Genomic DNA, 14330 nt, shown 5'->3' with positions numbered 1-14330 from the left:
ACCGTGCAGCCGCTGCTGCACGACCTCGTCGTCACGGTCGCGGCCCCGCTGTCGGCGCTGAGCGGGACCGACGGGCAGATCCGCGCGGCGGGTGTGCAGGGTGCCTTCCACGCCGACGTCCGGGTGCTCTCCGAGGCGGTTCTCCGGCTCGACGGCCGGGAGCCCGAGCCGGTCGGCCACGCCGAGACGGACGCCGGCACCGCCCGTTTCGCCGCGCTCGCCCGCCGGCCCGGTGGCACGGATGTCCGGATCCGGCGTACCCGCGTCGTCTCCCCCACCACGGTGACGGAGACGATCACCCTCTCGGGCGGCGCGGCCGGGCGAGCCACGGTGACGCTGGAGCTGGCGGTCGATCTCGCGCCGCTCGAGGTGGTGCGGTCGGGCGGCACCGGCACGCCGGTGCCGCCGCGGCGGGCCGCCGACGGTTCGCTGGTCTGGGCGCGCGACGGCGTCACCGTGACCGCCGCCCACGACGGCATCGCGCAGGGTGGGCGGCTGAGCTGGCCGGTGACGCTCGGGCCCGACGAGACAAGGGATCTGACCGTCACCGTACGGGTGAACGACCCGTCCGCCGCCGTCCGTCCACCCGTCCGCGACCATGACTGGAGCCCCGCGCGCGTGACGTCGGCCGATCGGCGGCTGGACCGGCTCGTCGCCCGCTCGCTCGACGACCTGCGGGCGTTGCGGCTCAGCGACGGCGCCGAGGCGTACCTGGGAGCGGGGGTGCCCTGGTATCTGACGCTTTTCGGCCGCGACAGCATCTGGGCCGCTCGGATGCTGCTGCCGCTCGGCACCGGCCCGGCGCTGGGCACGCTGCGGGTGCTCGCCCGGCGCCAGGGTGTCCGGGTGGACGCGGTCTCCGGCGAGGCGCCCGGCAAGATCATGCACGAGCTGCGGCGGCAGAAGTTCCGGCCGGCCGGGGCGGGCCCCAGCCTGCCGGCGGCGTACTACGGGACGATCGACGCGACGCCGCTATGGATCAGCCTGCTGCACGACGCCTGGCGCTGGGGCCTGCCCGCCGCCTCCGTCGCGGAGCTGGTGCCCGCCCTCGAGGCGGCGCTGGGCTGGCTCGCCGACCACGCCGACCCGGACGGCGACGGCTTCGTCGAGTATCTCGATGCCGGCGGTCACGGCCTGGCGAACCAGGGCTGGAAGGACTCGGGCGACGCCGTGCGCTTCGCCGACGGCCGCCTGGCCGAGCCGCCGATCGCGCTGGCCGAGGTACAGGGGTACGCCTACCGCGCGGCCCTGGACGGCGCGGCCCTGCTCGACGCGTTCGGCAGGCCGGGCGGCGACCGGTGGCGCGCCCACGCGGCGGCGCTGGCCGCCGGGTTCCGCGCCCGGTTCTGGGTCGACGGCGGCTACCCGGCCCTGGCCCTGGACCGCGACAAGCGCCCGGTGGACGCCCTGACCAGCAACATCGGCCACCTGCTCGGCACCGGCATGCTGACCGCGGGCGAGGAGCGGGCCGTGGTCGCCGCCCTGTCCACGGAGGCGATGTCGGGCGCATACGGCCTGCGCACGATGTCCGCCCAGGACCGGGGTTTCGACCCGCTGTCGTACCACTGCGGCTCGGTATGGGCGCACGACACCGCGATCGTGGCGGCCGGCATGGCACGGGCGGGCTTCGGGACGGCCGCGGCGGCGCTTCTCGACGGCCTGCTCTCGGCGGCCGAGGCGTTCGGCTACCGGATGCCGGAGCTGCACTCCGGAGATGCCCGCGGGGAGTACGGCCGGCCCCTGCCGTACCCGACGGCCTGCCGCCCGCAGGCGTGGTCCGCGGCGGCATCGGTGCTCATGCTCCAGACCGTCCTGGGGCTGGACCCCGACGTGCCCGGCGGGCGGGTGCGGCTGGATCCGCTCCCCGGGCTGCCGTTCGGCCCGCTGGAGGTCACCGGGCTGGTGGTCGCCGGAGCACCGGTCGGCGCCTCGGTGGACGGGAGCGGCGCGACGCTCGAGGGCCTGCCGCCGGGGCTCTCAGTCCAGTAGCGCGTCGAGGCCCAGCGTCAGGCCGGGGCGGCTCTGGATGGTGCGCACGGCCAGCAGCACGCCGGGCATGAAGGAGGCGCGGTCCAGGCTGTCGTGGCGGATGGTGAGCGTTTCGCCCTTCGTACCGAAGAGCACCTCCTGGTGGGCCACCAGGCCCGCCGCCCGGATCGAGTGGATGCGCACTCCCTCGATCTCCGCGCCCCGGGCGCCGGACGTCTCCTCCTTGGTCGCGTCGGGCATCGCCCCGAGGCCCGCCTCGGCGCGGGCCGCGCCGATCAGCTTCGCGGTGTGCACGGCGGTGCCGCTCGGGGCGTCGAGCTTGCGCGGGTGGTGCTGCTCGATGATCTCCACCGACTCGAAGTAGCGGGCCGCGCGCGCCGCGAACTGCATCATCAGCACCGCGCCGAGGCCGAAGTTGGGGGCGATCAGCACGCCGACGCCGGGCTTGTGCGACAGCCAGGAGCGGACCCGGTCGAGGCGCTGGTTGGTGAAGCCGCTGGTGCCGACGACCACGCTGATGCCCTGGTCGACCGCCCAGTGCAGGTTGTCCATCACCACGTCGGGCGTGGTGAAGTCGACGAGCACCTGGGCCCCGGCGTCGGAGGCGTTGAAGAGCCAGTCGCCCTGGTCGACCATCGCCACGAGTTCGAGGTCGTCGGCGGCGTCGACCGCCTTGCACACCTCGAGGCCCATGCGGCCGCGGGCACCGAGGACGCCGACCCGGATCGGTTCACGCTCGTCAGTCACGCGGACAATTTATCCCACGTGCTCCGCCGGCCCGACGGAAGCACTCTCCCGGGACCTGACCGCCGCGCGCCGGCGGCGCCACCATCGCTCGGCCGCGCCGACGGCCACGAACACCGCGCCCACGTACGCCCAGCCGACCAGCACGTCGATGATGTAGTGCTCGCCGGAGTAGACCAGGGTGAACGTCATCGCCAGCGGGTACGCGATCAGCACCGGCCACCACCGCTTCGCCACCATCGGCAGGAAGAAGACCACGGCCATGAGCGCGTACGCGGTGTGCAGCGACGGCATGGCCGCGACCGGGTTGGACGCCTCGACCTGCAGGGCGTTGAGGGAGTTGCCCGCACTGTGCAACCCGATCGCGTTCCACCCGTTCGTGGAGATCCGGACGACGTGCTCGTCGAGCTGTCCGTGGACCGACGCCCACCACGGCGGCGCAGCCGGGTAGAGGAAGTAGGTGATCAGACCGGCGACGCTCAGCGTGAACCAGCGGCGCATGAAACGCCCCCACTGCTCCCGCCACCGCAGCCAGAGGATCACGCCGATGGTCGGCACGGCGAGGAAGTGCGAAACGTACACCAGGGAGACCGCGACCTCCCACCACTGCACCGCGCCGGGCTGGTAGAGATGCTGCTGGAGCCAGACGGTGGGAACCTCGCCGCCGGTGGCCCAGCCGAACATCGCCTCGTCGGCGCGGATCAGCTCGGTGACGTGGGTGTCGAGCAGTCCGTCGGCGTAGCCGCGGGAGATGTTGTAGATGAACAGCAGCAGGACGATCGGCAGCCAGTCGCGCAGGAACAACAGGTGCCGCCGCCAGGGCAGGTCGCTGCGCCAGGCGATGGTGGCCAGCCAGAGCCAGCCGAACGCGATCAGCGGATCGCTGGTCGGCACGCCGATGAAGTACGTGCCGACCGCGAACAGCACGGCCCACACGAGCATGCCGATGACACGGCGTTTGCGGCGGTCGGCGGGGACCGACTCGGCGACGGGGGGAGGGGGGCTCAGGGTGGTCACGGCGTCCCAGGCTAGCGGGCGGACGGAAATGCGCCGTCGTCGAACGGGCCGACCACGGCCAGCGACATCGGGCGGGTGAGCAGCTCGGCGGCGAGCGCGTTGACCTCGTCGAGCCGGACCGCGTCGACCCGGGCCAGCAACTCGTCGACGCCCATCATGTCGCCGTAGAGCAGCTCGGACTTGGCCAGCCGGCTCATCCGCGAGCCGGTGTCCTCGAGGCCCAGCACGTACGTGCCCTTGGCCATGCCCTTGCCGCGGGCGAGCTCGCCGGCGCTGATGCCCTCCGCGGCCACGACGGCCAGCTCGGCGCGGATCAGCGCGAGGACCTCCTCGGCCTTGCCCGGGGCGCACCCGGCGTAGACCGCGAAGACGCCCGCGTCGGCGTACTGGCTGCCGTACGAGTAGACGGAGTAGGCCAGGCCGCGCTTCTCGCGGATCTCCTGGAACAGCCGGCTCGACATGCCGCCGCCCAGGACGTTGTTGAGCACGCCGAGGGCGAAGCGGCGGTCGTCGTCGCGACCGAGCCCCTCGCAGCCGAGCACCAGATGCGCCTGCTCGGTGTCCCGGTGGCGGACGGCCGTCGTGGGCGGCTTGACCTTCTGCTTCTTCGCCGCGCTGCGGGCACCGGCCGGGCTGCCCGGGGTGTCGAGCGGGGTGCCGGCCAGGGCGGCGCGGATCAGGCGGACGACCTTGCCGTGGTCGAGGTTGCCGGCCGCGGTGACGACGATCTCCGGCGCCCGGTAGCGGGTCCGGTAGAAGCGGTTGATCTGGGCACGGCTCATCGGCGCGATGGTCGCCTCGGTGCCGGAGATCAGCCGGCCGAGCGGCGTGCCGGCGCCGAAGAGGGCCTCGGTGAAGACGTCGTGCACCTCGTCGCCGGGCTCGTCGTCGTGCATGGCGATCTCCTCGAGGATCACGCCACGCTCGGTCTCCACGTCGGCCGGGGCGAGCACCGAGTTGGCGACGGCGTCACAGAGCACGTCCACGGCCAGCGGCAGGTCGGCGTCGAGCACCCGCGCGTAGTAGCAGGTGTACTCCTTCGTGGTGAAGGCGTTGGTCTCGCCGCCGACGGCCTCGATCTGCGAGGAGATGTCGAGGGCCGTCCGCTTCTCGGTGCCCTTGAAGAGCAGGTGCTCGAGGAAATGGGAGGCGCCCGACAGCGCGGGCGTCTCGTCGCGGGAGCCGACCCCGACCCACACGCCAAGCGCGGCACTGCGGGTCGTCGGGATCGCCTCGGTGAGGATGCGCAGGCCGCTCGGCAGCACCGTGCGGCGTACGCCGTCTTGAAGGGTCCGGGTGACGACGCGGGCCGGCCTTTCGGCCGGCCCGCGGTTACTTGCGGTCATGTGGTGACTTAGCCGCGGTCGCCACCGCGGTCGCCACCGCGGTCACCGCTCGGCCGCGACCGGCGCCGGCGCGGCTGGTCGCCGCCCTCGCCCCGGTCGCCGCGGGGGGCACGCTCCTCGCGGGGCTTGTCGGACGACGCGGCCGGAGCCGCGGCCGGGGCCTCCTCGCCCTCGGGGCGCACCTTGTCGAGGTAGATCTTGCCGCGGTTGTCGATGTCCGCGATCGAGACCTCGACCTTGTCGCCGACGTTGAGGAAGTCCTCGACCTTCTCGACGCGCTTGCCGTCGCCCACCTTGGAGATGTGCAGCAGGCCGTCGCGGCCGGGCAGCAGCGAGATGAACGCGCCGAACGCGGCCGTCTTCACCACCGTGCCGAGGAACTTGTCGCCGACCTTCGGCAGCGTCGGGTTGGCGATGGCGTTGATCCGCTCCACCGCCGCCTCGGCCGACGGGCCGTTGGTCGCGCCGACGTAGATCGTGCCGTCGTCCTCGATCGAGATGTCGGCGCCGGTCTCGTCCTGGATGGCGTTGATCGTCTGGCCCTTGGGGCCGATGACCATGCCGATCTTGTCGACCGGGATCTTCACGCTGGTGACCCGCGGTGCGTACTCGCTCATCTCGGCCGGGCTGTTGATGGCCTGGTCCATGACCTCGAGGATGGTGGCCCGCGCGTCGTGCGCCTGCTGCAGGGCCGAGGCCAGCACGTCGGACGGGATGCCGTCGAGCTTGGTGTCGAGCTGCAGCGCGGTGACGAACTCGCTGGTGCCGGCGACCTTGAAGTCCATGTCGCCGAACGCGTCCTCGGCGCCGAGGATGTCGGTCAGCGCCACGTACTGCGTCTTGCCGTCGACCTCGTCCGAGATGAGGCCCATGGCGATGCCGGCGACCGGCGCCTTCAGCGGCACACCCGCGCTCAGCAGGGCGAGCGTCGAGGCGCAGACCGAGCCCATCGAGGTCGAGCCGTTCGAGCCCAGCGCCTCGGAGACCTGGCGGATCGCGTACGGGAACTCCTCGCGCGACGGCAGCACCGGCACCAGGGCCCGCTCGGCCAGCGCGCCGTGGCCGATCTCGCGGCGCTTCGGCGAGCCCACCCGGCCGGTCTCACCGGTCGAGTACGGCGGGAAGTTGTAGTTGTGCATGTAGCGCTTGGACTTCTCGGGTGCGAGGGTGTCCAGCGCCTGCTCCATGCGCAGCATGTTCAGCGTGGTGACGCCCATGATCTGGGTCTCGCCGCGCTCGAACAGCGCCGAGCCGTGCACCCGCGGGAGGACGCCGACCTCGGCGGTCAGCGGCCGGATGTCACGCGGGCCGCGGCCGTCGATGCGGATCTGCTCGCGCAGCACCCGCTGGCGGACCTCGGACTTGGTGACCGAGCGGAACGCCGCGCTGATCTCCTTCTCCCGGCCCTCGAACCGCTCGTCGAGCAGCTCGTGCGCCTTGGCCTTGACCCGGTCGAGGGCCTCCTCGCGCTCCTGCTTGGCAGCGATCTTGAGGGCCTCGGCGACCTCCTCGCGGACGGCCTCGGTGACCGCGGCGTAGACGTCGTCCTGGTAGTCGAGGAAGACCGGGAACTCCTGGACCGGCTTCGCGGCGACCTCGGCCAGCTCGCTCTGCGCGCGGCAGAGCTCACGGATGGCCGGCTTGGCGGCCTCGAGCCCGCTGGCGACGACCTCCTCGGTCGGCGCGGTGGCGCCGGCCTGGATCAGCTTGACCGCCTGCGGGGTGGCCTCGGCCTCGACCATCATGATCGCGACGTCGCCGTCGCCGACCACGCGGCCGGCCACGACCATGTCGAAGGTGGCCCGCTCGAGCTCCTCGAGGGTCGGGAAGGCGACCCACTGGCCGTCGATGTGCGCGACGCGGGTCGAGCCCACCGGGCCGCTGAACGGCAGGCCGGAGAGCTTGGTGGACATCGAGGCGCCGTTCATGGCGACGACGTCGTACGGGTGCTGCGGGTCGAGCGCGAGGATGGTCTCGACGACCTGGACCTCGTTGCGCAGGCCCTTGGTGAACGACGGGCGCAGCGGCCGGTCGATCAGGCGGCAGGTGAGGATCGCGTCCTCGCTCGGGCGTCCCTCGCGGCGGAAGAACGAGCCGGGGATACGGCCGACCGCGTACATCCGCTCCTCGACGTCGACCGTGAGCGGGAAGAAGTCGAAGTGCTCCTTGGGAGCCTTGCTGGCCGTGGTGGCCGACAGGACGGTGGTCTCGCCGAGCTGGACGATGACCGAGCCGGCGGCCTGCTTGGCGAGGCGGCCGGTGGAGAAGACAACCTCGCGGGTGCCGAACGACCCGTTGTCGATGACGGCGGTACGAGTTTCGGTGCCGAGAGCTTTCTGCTCTGTCATGTGGTGCGGTACTCCTTCGTCGAGGACCCGGCGGTCTCTACAGCGCGGTTACAGCGTGGCCGGTCTTCGATCGAAGTGCCCGGGAAATCGCCCGGGAACCACTACCGAGGACCGGTGCCGTCTTGACTGCGGCCGCGCGGGTCCGTGGGTGTAACTCGGGGGAGCGGCCACCTCGGCCACTCCCCCGTCAGATCAGCGGCGCAGGCCGAGACGCTCGATGAGCGTCCGGTAGCGCGCGATGTCCTTCTTCTGCACGTAGTTGAGCAGACGGCGGCGGCGACCCACCAGCAGCAGCAGACCACGACGGCTGTGGTGGTCGTGCTTGTGCACCTTCAGGTGCTCGGTGAGGTCGGCGATCCGCTTGGTGAGCATCGCGACCTGAACCTCGGGAGAGCCGGTGTCGCCCTCCACGGTCGCGTACTCGCCCATGATCTTGTTCTTGGTCTCTTGATCGAGCGCCATGTTCTCCGTGATTCTGTGTTGCCGGTGAGTCGGTATCCCCGCGGCCCGCGGCGTCGGGCAGGCAGGCGGGACCGTGGATCGGATAAGCCGATCCGGTGTCAACCCTACCAGCAGCTCAACTCAGCAGCGCGCGGGTCTGTTCGACGTCCTGCCGGATCTGCGCCACCAGCGGTTCGATTCCGGTGTATACGCGCTGCTCACGCAGGTGGGCGACGAAGTCGAGGCTCACCCGCTCGCCGTACAGGTCGCCGTCGAAGTCGAGGACGAACGCCTCGACCCGGCGCTCCCGGCCGGAGAACGTCGGGTTGGTGCCGATCGAGACCGCCGCGCTGAGCGGGCCGCCCTGGTCGCCGCCGCGGATCAGCCGGGCGGCGTAGACGCCGTCGGCCGGGATGGCCGCGTACCGGTGGCACATCAGGTTGGCGGTGGGGAAGCCCAGCTCGCGGCCGCGTTGGTCGCCGCGGACCACCACGCCGCCGAGGCGATGCGGGCGGCCGAGCGCCTCGGCCGCGGCCCGGACGTCCCCGGCGTCGACACAACTGCGGATGTACGTGGACGAGAACACCAGCCCGTCCTCGGTGACCAGCGGCGCCTCCTCGACCGTGAAGCCGAACGTGCGCCCGAGCCGGGCAAGCAGGGCCATGTCGCCGGCGGCCCGGTGCCCGAAGCGGAAGTTGTCGCCCTCCACGACCACCGCGGCGTGCAGCGCGTCCACGAGCACGTCGTGCACGAACTCCTCGGGCCCGAGCTGCGAGAACGCCGGCGTGAACGGCACCACGCAGAGCGCGTCCACGCCGAGCCGCTCGATCAGCTCGGCCTTGCGGACCGGCTCGGTCAGCACGGCCGGGTGCGAACCTGGGCGCACGACCTCGGCCGGGTGCGGGTCGAAGGTCACCACCACCGACTGCAGCCCCTGGTCCCGGGCCCGCTTCACCGCGTAACCGATGATCGCCTGGTGTCCGCGGTGCACGCCGTCGAAGACGCCGATGGTCACCACCGAACGGCCGAACCCGCCGGGCACCGCCTCGTACCCGCGCCACCGCTGCATCTTCCGTGCCTCCCCTGTGCGTTCCCGGGCGTAAGAGTATCGGTCTCCACGAGTGCCTGAAACGGTACAGTTGATCCCGATATGCGCATCGACTGGAGTGCCCTGATCCTGCTGACGACGGAGTTCACCTTTGTCGTCCTGTTCGTCCGCGCACTCCATGGTTATCTCCGGGGACGCGATCCCCTGCAGCGCGACGTCACGCTGGTCTTCGCGCCCTGCACGGTGCTGTTCTGCGTCGATGTGGCCCGCCGGCTGCACGACGGCACGCTGCCGGTGTGGGTGAACTCCGTCTCGCTGGCCTTCCTGCTGGCCCAGCCCTACCTGACGGTCCGGCTGGCCGGCCGGCTGCGCCCGGTGCCGCGCTGGCTGCACCTCGTGCTGCCGGTGGCCTACACGGCGACCGCCGCGCCGCTGTTCTTCCTTCCCCGCCCGCTGCCGTCGGGCTGGGTGCTCTCCGCGGTGACCTACTTCCTGGTCACCGAGGTCATCGCGGCCGGCCTGCTCTACGGCAAGGCCCGGATCCGGACCGGGGCGAACCGGGCCCGGCTCACCATCGCCGCCGGCGCGACACTCGCCTTCGGCCTCATGATCGTGCTCATCGGCGTCGCGTCGCTGCCCGGCGCGGATCCCGCGTTCGGCGCCGTCAACCGGGTGCTCGCCCTGGCCTCCGGCATCGGCTACCTCATCGCGTTCGTCCCGCCGCGTTGGCTGCGCCGGGCCTTCTCGGCCACCGCCGCCCAGTCGGTCACCGAACGCATGCTGCGGGCCCAGGTCAGCAGTCCGGCGCAGGTCTGGCAGACGTACGCCGAGATCATGCGGGTCCAGACGGGCGCGGACGCCGTGGCCGTCCTCATGCCGCGCAGCGACGGGCTCCTCTCGCCCACGGCCTACTCCGGCCCGCCGATCACCACCCCCGAGGACCTCAGCTTCACCGACCTCACCGCGCTGATCCGCTCCGGCCATCCGGCCCGGCTCCGCGAGGGCGACCCGGCGCTGGTCCAGCACTTCGGCGACCTCGGCGACGACTTCGTGACCATGCTGAGCATGCCGGTGCCGCCCGAGGCCGAAGGCGCGGTGCTGCTCTTCAACCGCCACCGCGGCCTGTTCAGCGACGACGACCTGCGACTGCTGGCCCTGCTCGGCGGGCACGCCGGCGTCCTCGCCGAACGGCAGGCGGTCCTCGACGCGCACCGCCGGATGGCCGACGAGCTCAGCGCGTCGGTGGATGCGCTGACCCGGGCCAGCCAGGCGAAGAGCGCCTTCCTCGCGAACATGAGCCACGAGCTGCGCACGCCGCTCAACGCGATCATCGGTTTCAGCGACCTGATGCGGATGGAGGAGCCCGACGGCGACCGGCGGCGGGTCCCCGCGGAGTGGGTGGACCACATCCACACCAGCGGCCGGCACCTGCTCGGCCTGATCAACGACATCCTCGACCTGGCCAAGGTCGAGGCCGGGCGGCTGGAGCTGCGGCTCGCCCCGCTGCGGATCGACACCGCGGTCGAGGAGCTGCTGACCGGACTCTCCCCGCTGATCACGACCAAGGAACTGACCGTCAGCACGGCGCTGGCCCCGGCCACCGCCAACGCCGACCGGGTGCGCTTCCGGCAGATCGTCGAGAACCTGCTCTCCAACGCGATCAAGTTCACCCCGGAGGGCGGCCGGATCACCGTCACGACGACGGACACCGGTGACGCCGTGACGGTCACCGTCTCGGACACCGGGATCGGGATCGCCCCCGCCGACCAGAAGAAGGTTTTCGAGGAGTTCCAGCAGGTCGGCGACCTCGACCGGCAGCGCGCCGGCACCGGCCTCGGGCTCGCCCTGACCAAGCGGCTGGTCGAGGCGCACGAGGGGGAGATCTCGCTGCTCTCGGCGCCGGGCGAAGGCAGTTCGTTCACCGTACGGCTGCCCGCCCCGCCCGTGGTCAATTCGCAGACGCCGAGCGTGCCCGGCGAGGGCGCGCGGGTCCTGCTGGTCGAGGACGACCCGCAGGCCGCCGAGCTGTTGAAGACGCAGATGGAGAACGCGGGCTACCACGTCGACGTGGCCGGCACGGGCGAGGCGGGCCTCACCGCCGCCGGGGCACATCCGCCCGACGCGATCGTGCTGGACGTGGCGCTGCCCGGCATCGACGGCTTCGAGGTGCTGCGGCGGCTCAAGGCCGACGCCCGGCTCTCCGGCATCCCGGTCTTCTTCGCCACGATCATCGACGAGCGGCAGGCCGGGCTGGCCCTCGGCGCCGACGACTACTTCGTCAAGCCGGTCGACCAACCCGCCCTGCTCGGGGCGCTGGCCCGCACGGTCGCCAACCGGCCCGCGCCCCGCGTGCTCGTGGTCGACCACGACGACGCGATCCGCCAGGCGATCGAGGACGGCCTGCGCGCCGGCGGCGCCGACGTGGTCGCCGTCGCCGACGGCCGCGACGGGCTGGCGAAGAGCCGCGAGAGCCACTTCGACCTGATCGTCTGCGACATGCAGGCGCGCGAGGTCGACGGCTTCAGCATGCTGGCCGCGATCGAGCAGGACCCGGCGACCCGGCACACGCCGGTGCTCGGCCTGGCCCCGGCCGCGGGCGACGCTTCCCTGGTGGCGACGGCGATGGCGGGCGGCGTGGTGGCCACCGCGATGGCCGGCGGCGCCGGCTCGGACAGGCTCGCGCCGCTGTTGGGCGTGCGCAACGACGTGGACAAGGAGAAGCCGTGACTGCCGACAACCCGCGGATCCTGCTGGTCGAGGACGAGGAGCTGAACCGCTCCCTGGTCAAGGCGGTCCTGGCCCGGGCGGACGTGGAGGCCGTACGCGACGCCGAGATCCTGGACGCGCCAAGCCTGGCCGCCGCCCGCACACAGCTCGGCCGCGAGGACGTCGACCTGGTGCTGCTCGACATGAACCTGCCGGACGGCAACGGGCTGACGCTGGCCGGCGAGCTGGTCGCCGGCACGGCCACCGCGGGCCGCCCGCGTCCGTCGGTGGTGGCGGTGACCGCGAGCGTGCTGCCGCAGGACCGGGCGGCGGCGCTGGAGGCGGGCTGCGACGGCTTCCTCGACAAGCCGTACGCGGCGGCCGATCTGGTCGCCGTCGTTGCCGAACACCTGTCCCGGCGCCCCTAGCGCTCCTAGGCGGGTGCCAGCACGATCTCCGCGCGCGCCTTTCCGCCCCGCTCGGAGACCACGGCCAGCAGCTCACCGGCCGGGCCGAAGACCGCGTACGGCCCCTCGATGCCCACCGGCTCGAGCGGCCCGCCGTGGCTGAGCACCCGCGCCTCCTCCACCGACGCTTCGCGCTGCGGGAAGGCCCGGCGCGCCGCCTCGGCCATCGGCAGCGAGACCACGTCGGGAGCGCGCTCCTCCAACTGCTCGAGCGTCGCCGCCTCGCCCAGCGACAGGCCGCCGACGGCCGTACGCCGCAGCGCGGTGAGGTGACCGCCGACGCCGAGCGTGCGGCCCAGGTCACGAGCGATGGCCCGGATGTACGTGCCGCTGGAGCAGTCGACGTCGACGTCGACGTCGACGACCTCGCCCCGGCGGCGGATCTCCCCCACGTCGAGGCGGTGGACGGTGACCCGGCGGGCGGCCAGCTCGACCTGCTCGCCGTCGCGCACCCGCTTGTACGCCCGCTGCCCGTTCACCTTGATCGCGCTCACCGCGCTCGGCACCTGGTCGATCTCGCCGGCCTGCGCGGCGAGCCCCGACCGGATGCCCTCGTCGGTGACCTCCGCGGCGGAGACGCTGCCGGTCACCTCGCCCTCGGCGTCGTCGGTGACCGTGGTCTGCCCGAGCCGGATCGTGGCGCGGTAGCTCTTGCGCGAGCCGATCACGTACGTCAGCAGCCGCGTCGCCCGGTTGACCCCGATCACCAGGACCCCGGTGGCCATCGGGTCGAGGGTGCCGCCATGGCCGACCCGCCGGGTCCTGGCGAGCCGCCGGATCCGGGCGACGACGTCATGGGACGTCATCCCGCCCGGCTTGTCCACAACGATGAGACCGTCCGCGTTCACGGCCTCCACCCAACCAGACCGCCGTCAACGGCTCGCGCCCAGGACCACCCACCGGGGACCACGCCAGCGGATCAGCAGGGCCACCAGGCGGACCAGCGTGAACAACGCGAGACCCGCCCAGATCCCGGGAAGGCCCCAGTCGAACGCGTACGCGAGCCAGATGAGCGGCAGGAATCCACCCACCGCGCCGACCAGGGTCATCGTGCGCAGGTAGCCGACGTCACCGGCCCCGATCATCACGCCGTCGAGGGCGTAGACGACGCCGGCGAACGGGAGCATGCCCACGAACCACGGCCACACCACCGCCGCCTGGTCGTGCACCGACCGGTCGCCGGTGAAGATCCCGGGAATCACGCCCGCGCCCGCCGCGGCGAGCACCGCGAAGGCCACCCCGGCGACCCCGCCGACGACCGTGACCCGGCGGGCCACCGCGCGGGCGGCCCGTTCGTCGCCGGCGCCGAGCGCCGCGCCCACCAGCGACTGGGCGGCGATCGCCACCGCGTCCAGGGCCAGCGCGGCGAAGAACCAGAGCTGCAGCGCGATCTGGTGTGCGCCGACCGCGGCCACCCCGAAGCGGGCTGCCACCGCGGTTGCCGAGAACCAGCAGGCCTGGAACGCCGCGCCGCGCAACAGCAGGTCGCGGCCGAGGAGAAGCTGGTTGCCGATGACCGCCGGCACCGGCCGCAGCGGCGCCCGTTCCCGCGCGATCGCCCACAGGAAGAGGGCGCCGGAGACGGACTGGGCGGCGACGTTGGCGGCCGCGGAACCCGTGAGTCCCCAGCCCGCCGGATAGACCAGCAGCGGGCAGAGCGCCGCGGACAGCACGTTCGCGCCGAGGACGAACCAGAGCGGGCGGCGGGTGTCCTGCACCCCACGCATCCAGCCGTTACCGGCCGCGGCGAGCAGCAGGCCCGGGGCGCCCAGCACGGCGATGCGCAGCCAGTCCGCGGCGGCACCGGCGGCCTGCGGATCGCTCGCCAGGGCGCGGCACAGCGGGTCGGCGAAGATCTGGACGAACACGATCAGCAGGACGCCGGTCGTCAGCGCCAGCCAGGACGCCTGCACGCCCTCGGCGACGGCGGCGGTGCGGTCACCGGCGCCGAACCGGCGGGCGGCGCGGCCCGTCGTCCCGTACGCCATGAGCGTGCCGAACCAGACGGCCAGCGACATCACCGTGCCACCGACGGCGACCGCGGCGAGCGGAACCCGGCCGAGGTGACCCACCACGGCGGTGTCGACCAGGACGTAGAGCGGCTCGGCCGCGAGCACCACCAGAGCCGGCAGGGCCAGGCCGGCGATCCGCCGGTTGAGAGTGCGGTCGACGACGGCGGGCGGGCTCATGAACAGTCATGATGCCCGCCGTGCCGTAAGGATCA

At 72.7% G+C, this 14330-nt stretch carries 11 protein-coding genes; 3 read left to right on the top strand and 8 right to left on the bottom strand.

The features are described from left to right. The first annotated feature begins 3 nt into the window (after window positions 1-3). Entirely contained in the window at window positions 4-1989 is a 1986-nt protein-coding gene (locus EDD30_RS27230) for an amylo-alpha-1,6-glucosidase (RefSeq protein WP_123678531.1), read from the top strand. On the opposite strand, the gene dapB is transcribed toward EDD30_RS27230, so the two are convergent. The 6 genes from dapB to EDD30_RS27200 form a co-directional block, all read right to left on the bottom strand. Then, the gene (gene dapB, locus EDD30_RS27225; protein WP_071809701.1) at window positions 1978-2736 is read right to left on the bottom strand and encodes a 4-hydroxy-tetrahydrodipicolinate reductase; all 759 of its coding nucleotides are present in this window, start codon (window positions 2734-2736) and stop codon (window positions 1978-1980) included. The two genes, EDD30_RS27230 and dapB, sit on opposite strands and share 12 nt — an antisense overlap. A gap of 9 nt (window positions 2737-2745) precedes the next feature. After that, window positions 2746-3675, bottom strand: coding sequence for a phosphatase PAP2 family protein (locus EDD30_RS27220; protein WP_071809705.1), 930 nt, complete (start codon window positions 3673-3675; stop codon window positions 2746-2748). An 86-nt stretch (window positions 3676-3761) separates the two neighbouring features. Beyond that, window positions 3762-5096 carry a M16 family metallopeptidase gene (locus tag EDD30_RS27215; RefSeq protein ID WP_071809700.1) on the bottom strand — a complete coding sequence of 445 codons (1335 nt, stop codon included), beginning with the start codon at window positions 5094-5096 and terminating at the stop codon, window positions 3762-3764. Window positions 5097-5104: 8 nt separating this feature from the next. Then, a complete protein-coding gene (locus tag EDD30_RS27210; protein WP_071809699.1) occupies window positions 5105-7444 on the bottom strand; it encodes a polyribonucleotide nucleotidyltransferase in 2340 nt (779 codons plus the stop codon). A gap of 192 nt (window positions 7445-7636) precedes the next feature. After that, window positions 7637-7906 carry a 30S ribosomal protein S15 gene (rpsO, locus tag EDD30_RS27205; protein ID WP_071809698.1) on the bottom strand — a complete coding sequence of 90 codons (270 nt, stop codon included), beginning with the start codon at window positions 7904-7906 and terminating at the stop codon, window positions 7637-7639. 115 nt (window positions 7907-8021) lie between these two features. After that, complete coding sequence (locus EDD30_RS27200; RefSeq protein ID WP_071809697.1) at window positions 8022-8954, bottom strand: bifunctional riboflavin kinase/FAD synthetase; 933 nt, start codon at window positions 8952-8954, stop codon at window positions 8022-8024. A gap of 81 nt (window positions 8955-9035) precedes the next feature. Here EDD30_RS27200 and EDD30_RS27195 point away from each other — a divergent pair, with 81 nt between their 5' ends. Together EDD30_RS27195 and EDD30_RS27190 are read left to right on the top strand one after the other, a co-directional pair. After that, on the top strand, window positions 9036-11660 hold the full coding sequence (locus EDD30_RS27195) for a response regulator (protein ID WP_071809696.1): 2625 nt from the start codon (window positions 9036-9038) through the stop codon (window positions 11658-11660). After that, window positions 11657-12067, top strand: coding sequence for a response regulator (locus tag EDD30_RS27190; RefSeq protein WP_071809695.1), 411 nt, complete (start codon window positions 11657-11659; stop codon window positions 12065-12067). The genes EDD30_RS27195 and EDD30_RS27190 overlap by 4 nt, the downstream gene beginning before the upstream one ends. Before the next feature lie 5 nt (window positions 12068-12072). On the opposite strand, the gene truB is transcribed toward EDD30_RS27190, so the two are convergent. Together truB and EDD30_RS27180 are read right to left on the bottom strand one after the other, a co-directional pair. Further along, window positions 12073-12954 carry a tRNA pseudouridine(55) synthase TruB gene (truB, locus tag EDD30_RS27185; protein ID WP_071809704.1) on the bottom strand — a complete coding sequence of 294 codons (882 nt, stop codon included), beginning with the start codon at window positions 12952-12954 and terminating at the stop codon, window positions 12073-12075. Between the two features lie 24 nt (window positions 12955-12978). After that, complete coding sequence (locus tag EDD30_RS27180; protein WP_123678530.1) at window positions 12979-14295, bottom strand: MATE family efflux transporter; 1317 nt, start codon at window positions 14293-14295, stop codon at window positions 12979-12981. Window positions 14296-14330: the final 35 nt, after the last annotated feature.

It is taken from the genome of Couchioplanes caeruleus (assembly GCF_003751945.1).
In the GTDB taxonomy this organism is placed as follows: domain Bacteria; phylum Actinomycetota; class Actinomycetes; order Mycobacteriales; family Micromonosporaceae; genus Actinoplanes; species Actinoplanes caeruleus.
This window is presented reverse-complemented; position numbering and strand designations above follow the sequence as displayed.

Bases quoted from the DNA above. Each gene is read 5' to 3' on its own strand.
- EDD30_RS27220 (WP_071809705.1), bottom strand. From the start codon at position 3,675: ATGCTCGTGTGGGCCGTGCTGTTCGCGGTCGGCACGTACTTCATCGGC.
- EDD30_RS27215 (WP_071809700.1), bottom strand. From the start codon at position 5,096: ATGACCGCAAGTAACCGCGGGCCGGCCGAAAGGCCGGCCCGCGTCGTC.
- EDD30_RS27210 (WP_071809699.1), bottom strand. From the start codon at position 7,444: ATGACAGAGCAGAAAGCTCTCGGCACCGAAACTCGTACCGCCGTCATC.
- rpsO (WP_071809698.1), bottom strand. From the start codon at position 7,906: ATGGCGCTCGATCAAGAGACCAAGAACAAGATCATGGGCGAGTACGCG.
- EDD30_RS27200 (WP_071809697.1), bottom strand. From the start codon at position 8,954: ATGCAGCGGTGGCGCGGGTACGAGGCGGTGCCCGGCGGGTTCGGCCGT.
- EDD30_RS27195 (WP_071809696.1), top strand. From the start codon at position 9,036: ATGCGCATCGACTGGAGTGCCCTGATCCTGCTGACGACGGAGTTCACC.
- EDD30_RS27180 (WP_123678530.1), bottom strand. From the start codon at position 14,295: ATGAGCCCGCCCGCCGTCGTCGACCGCACTCTCAACCGGCGGATCGCC.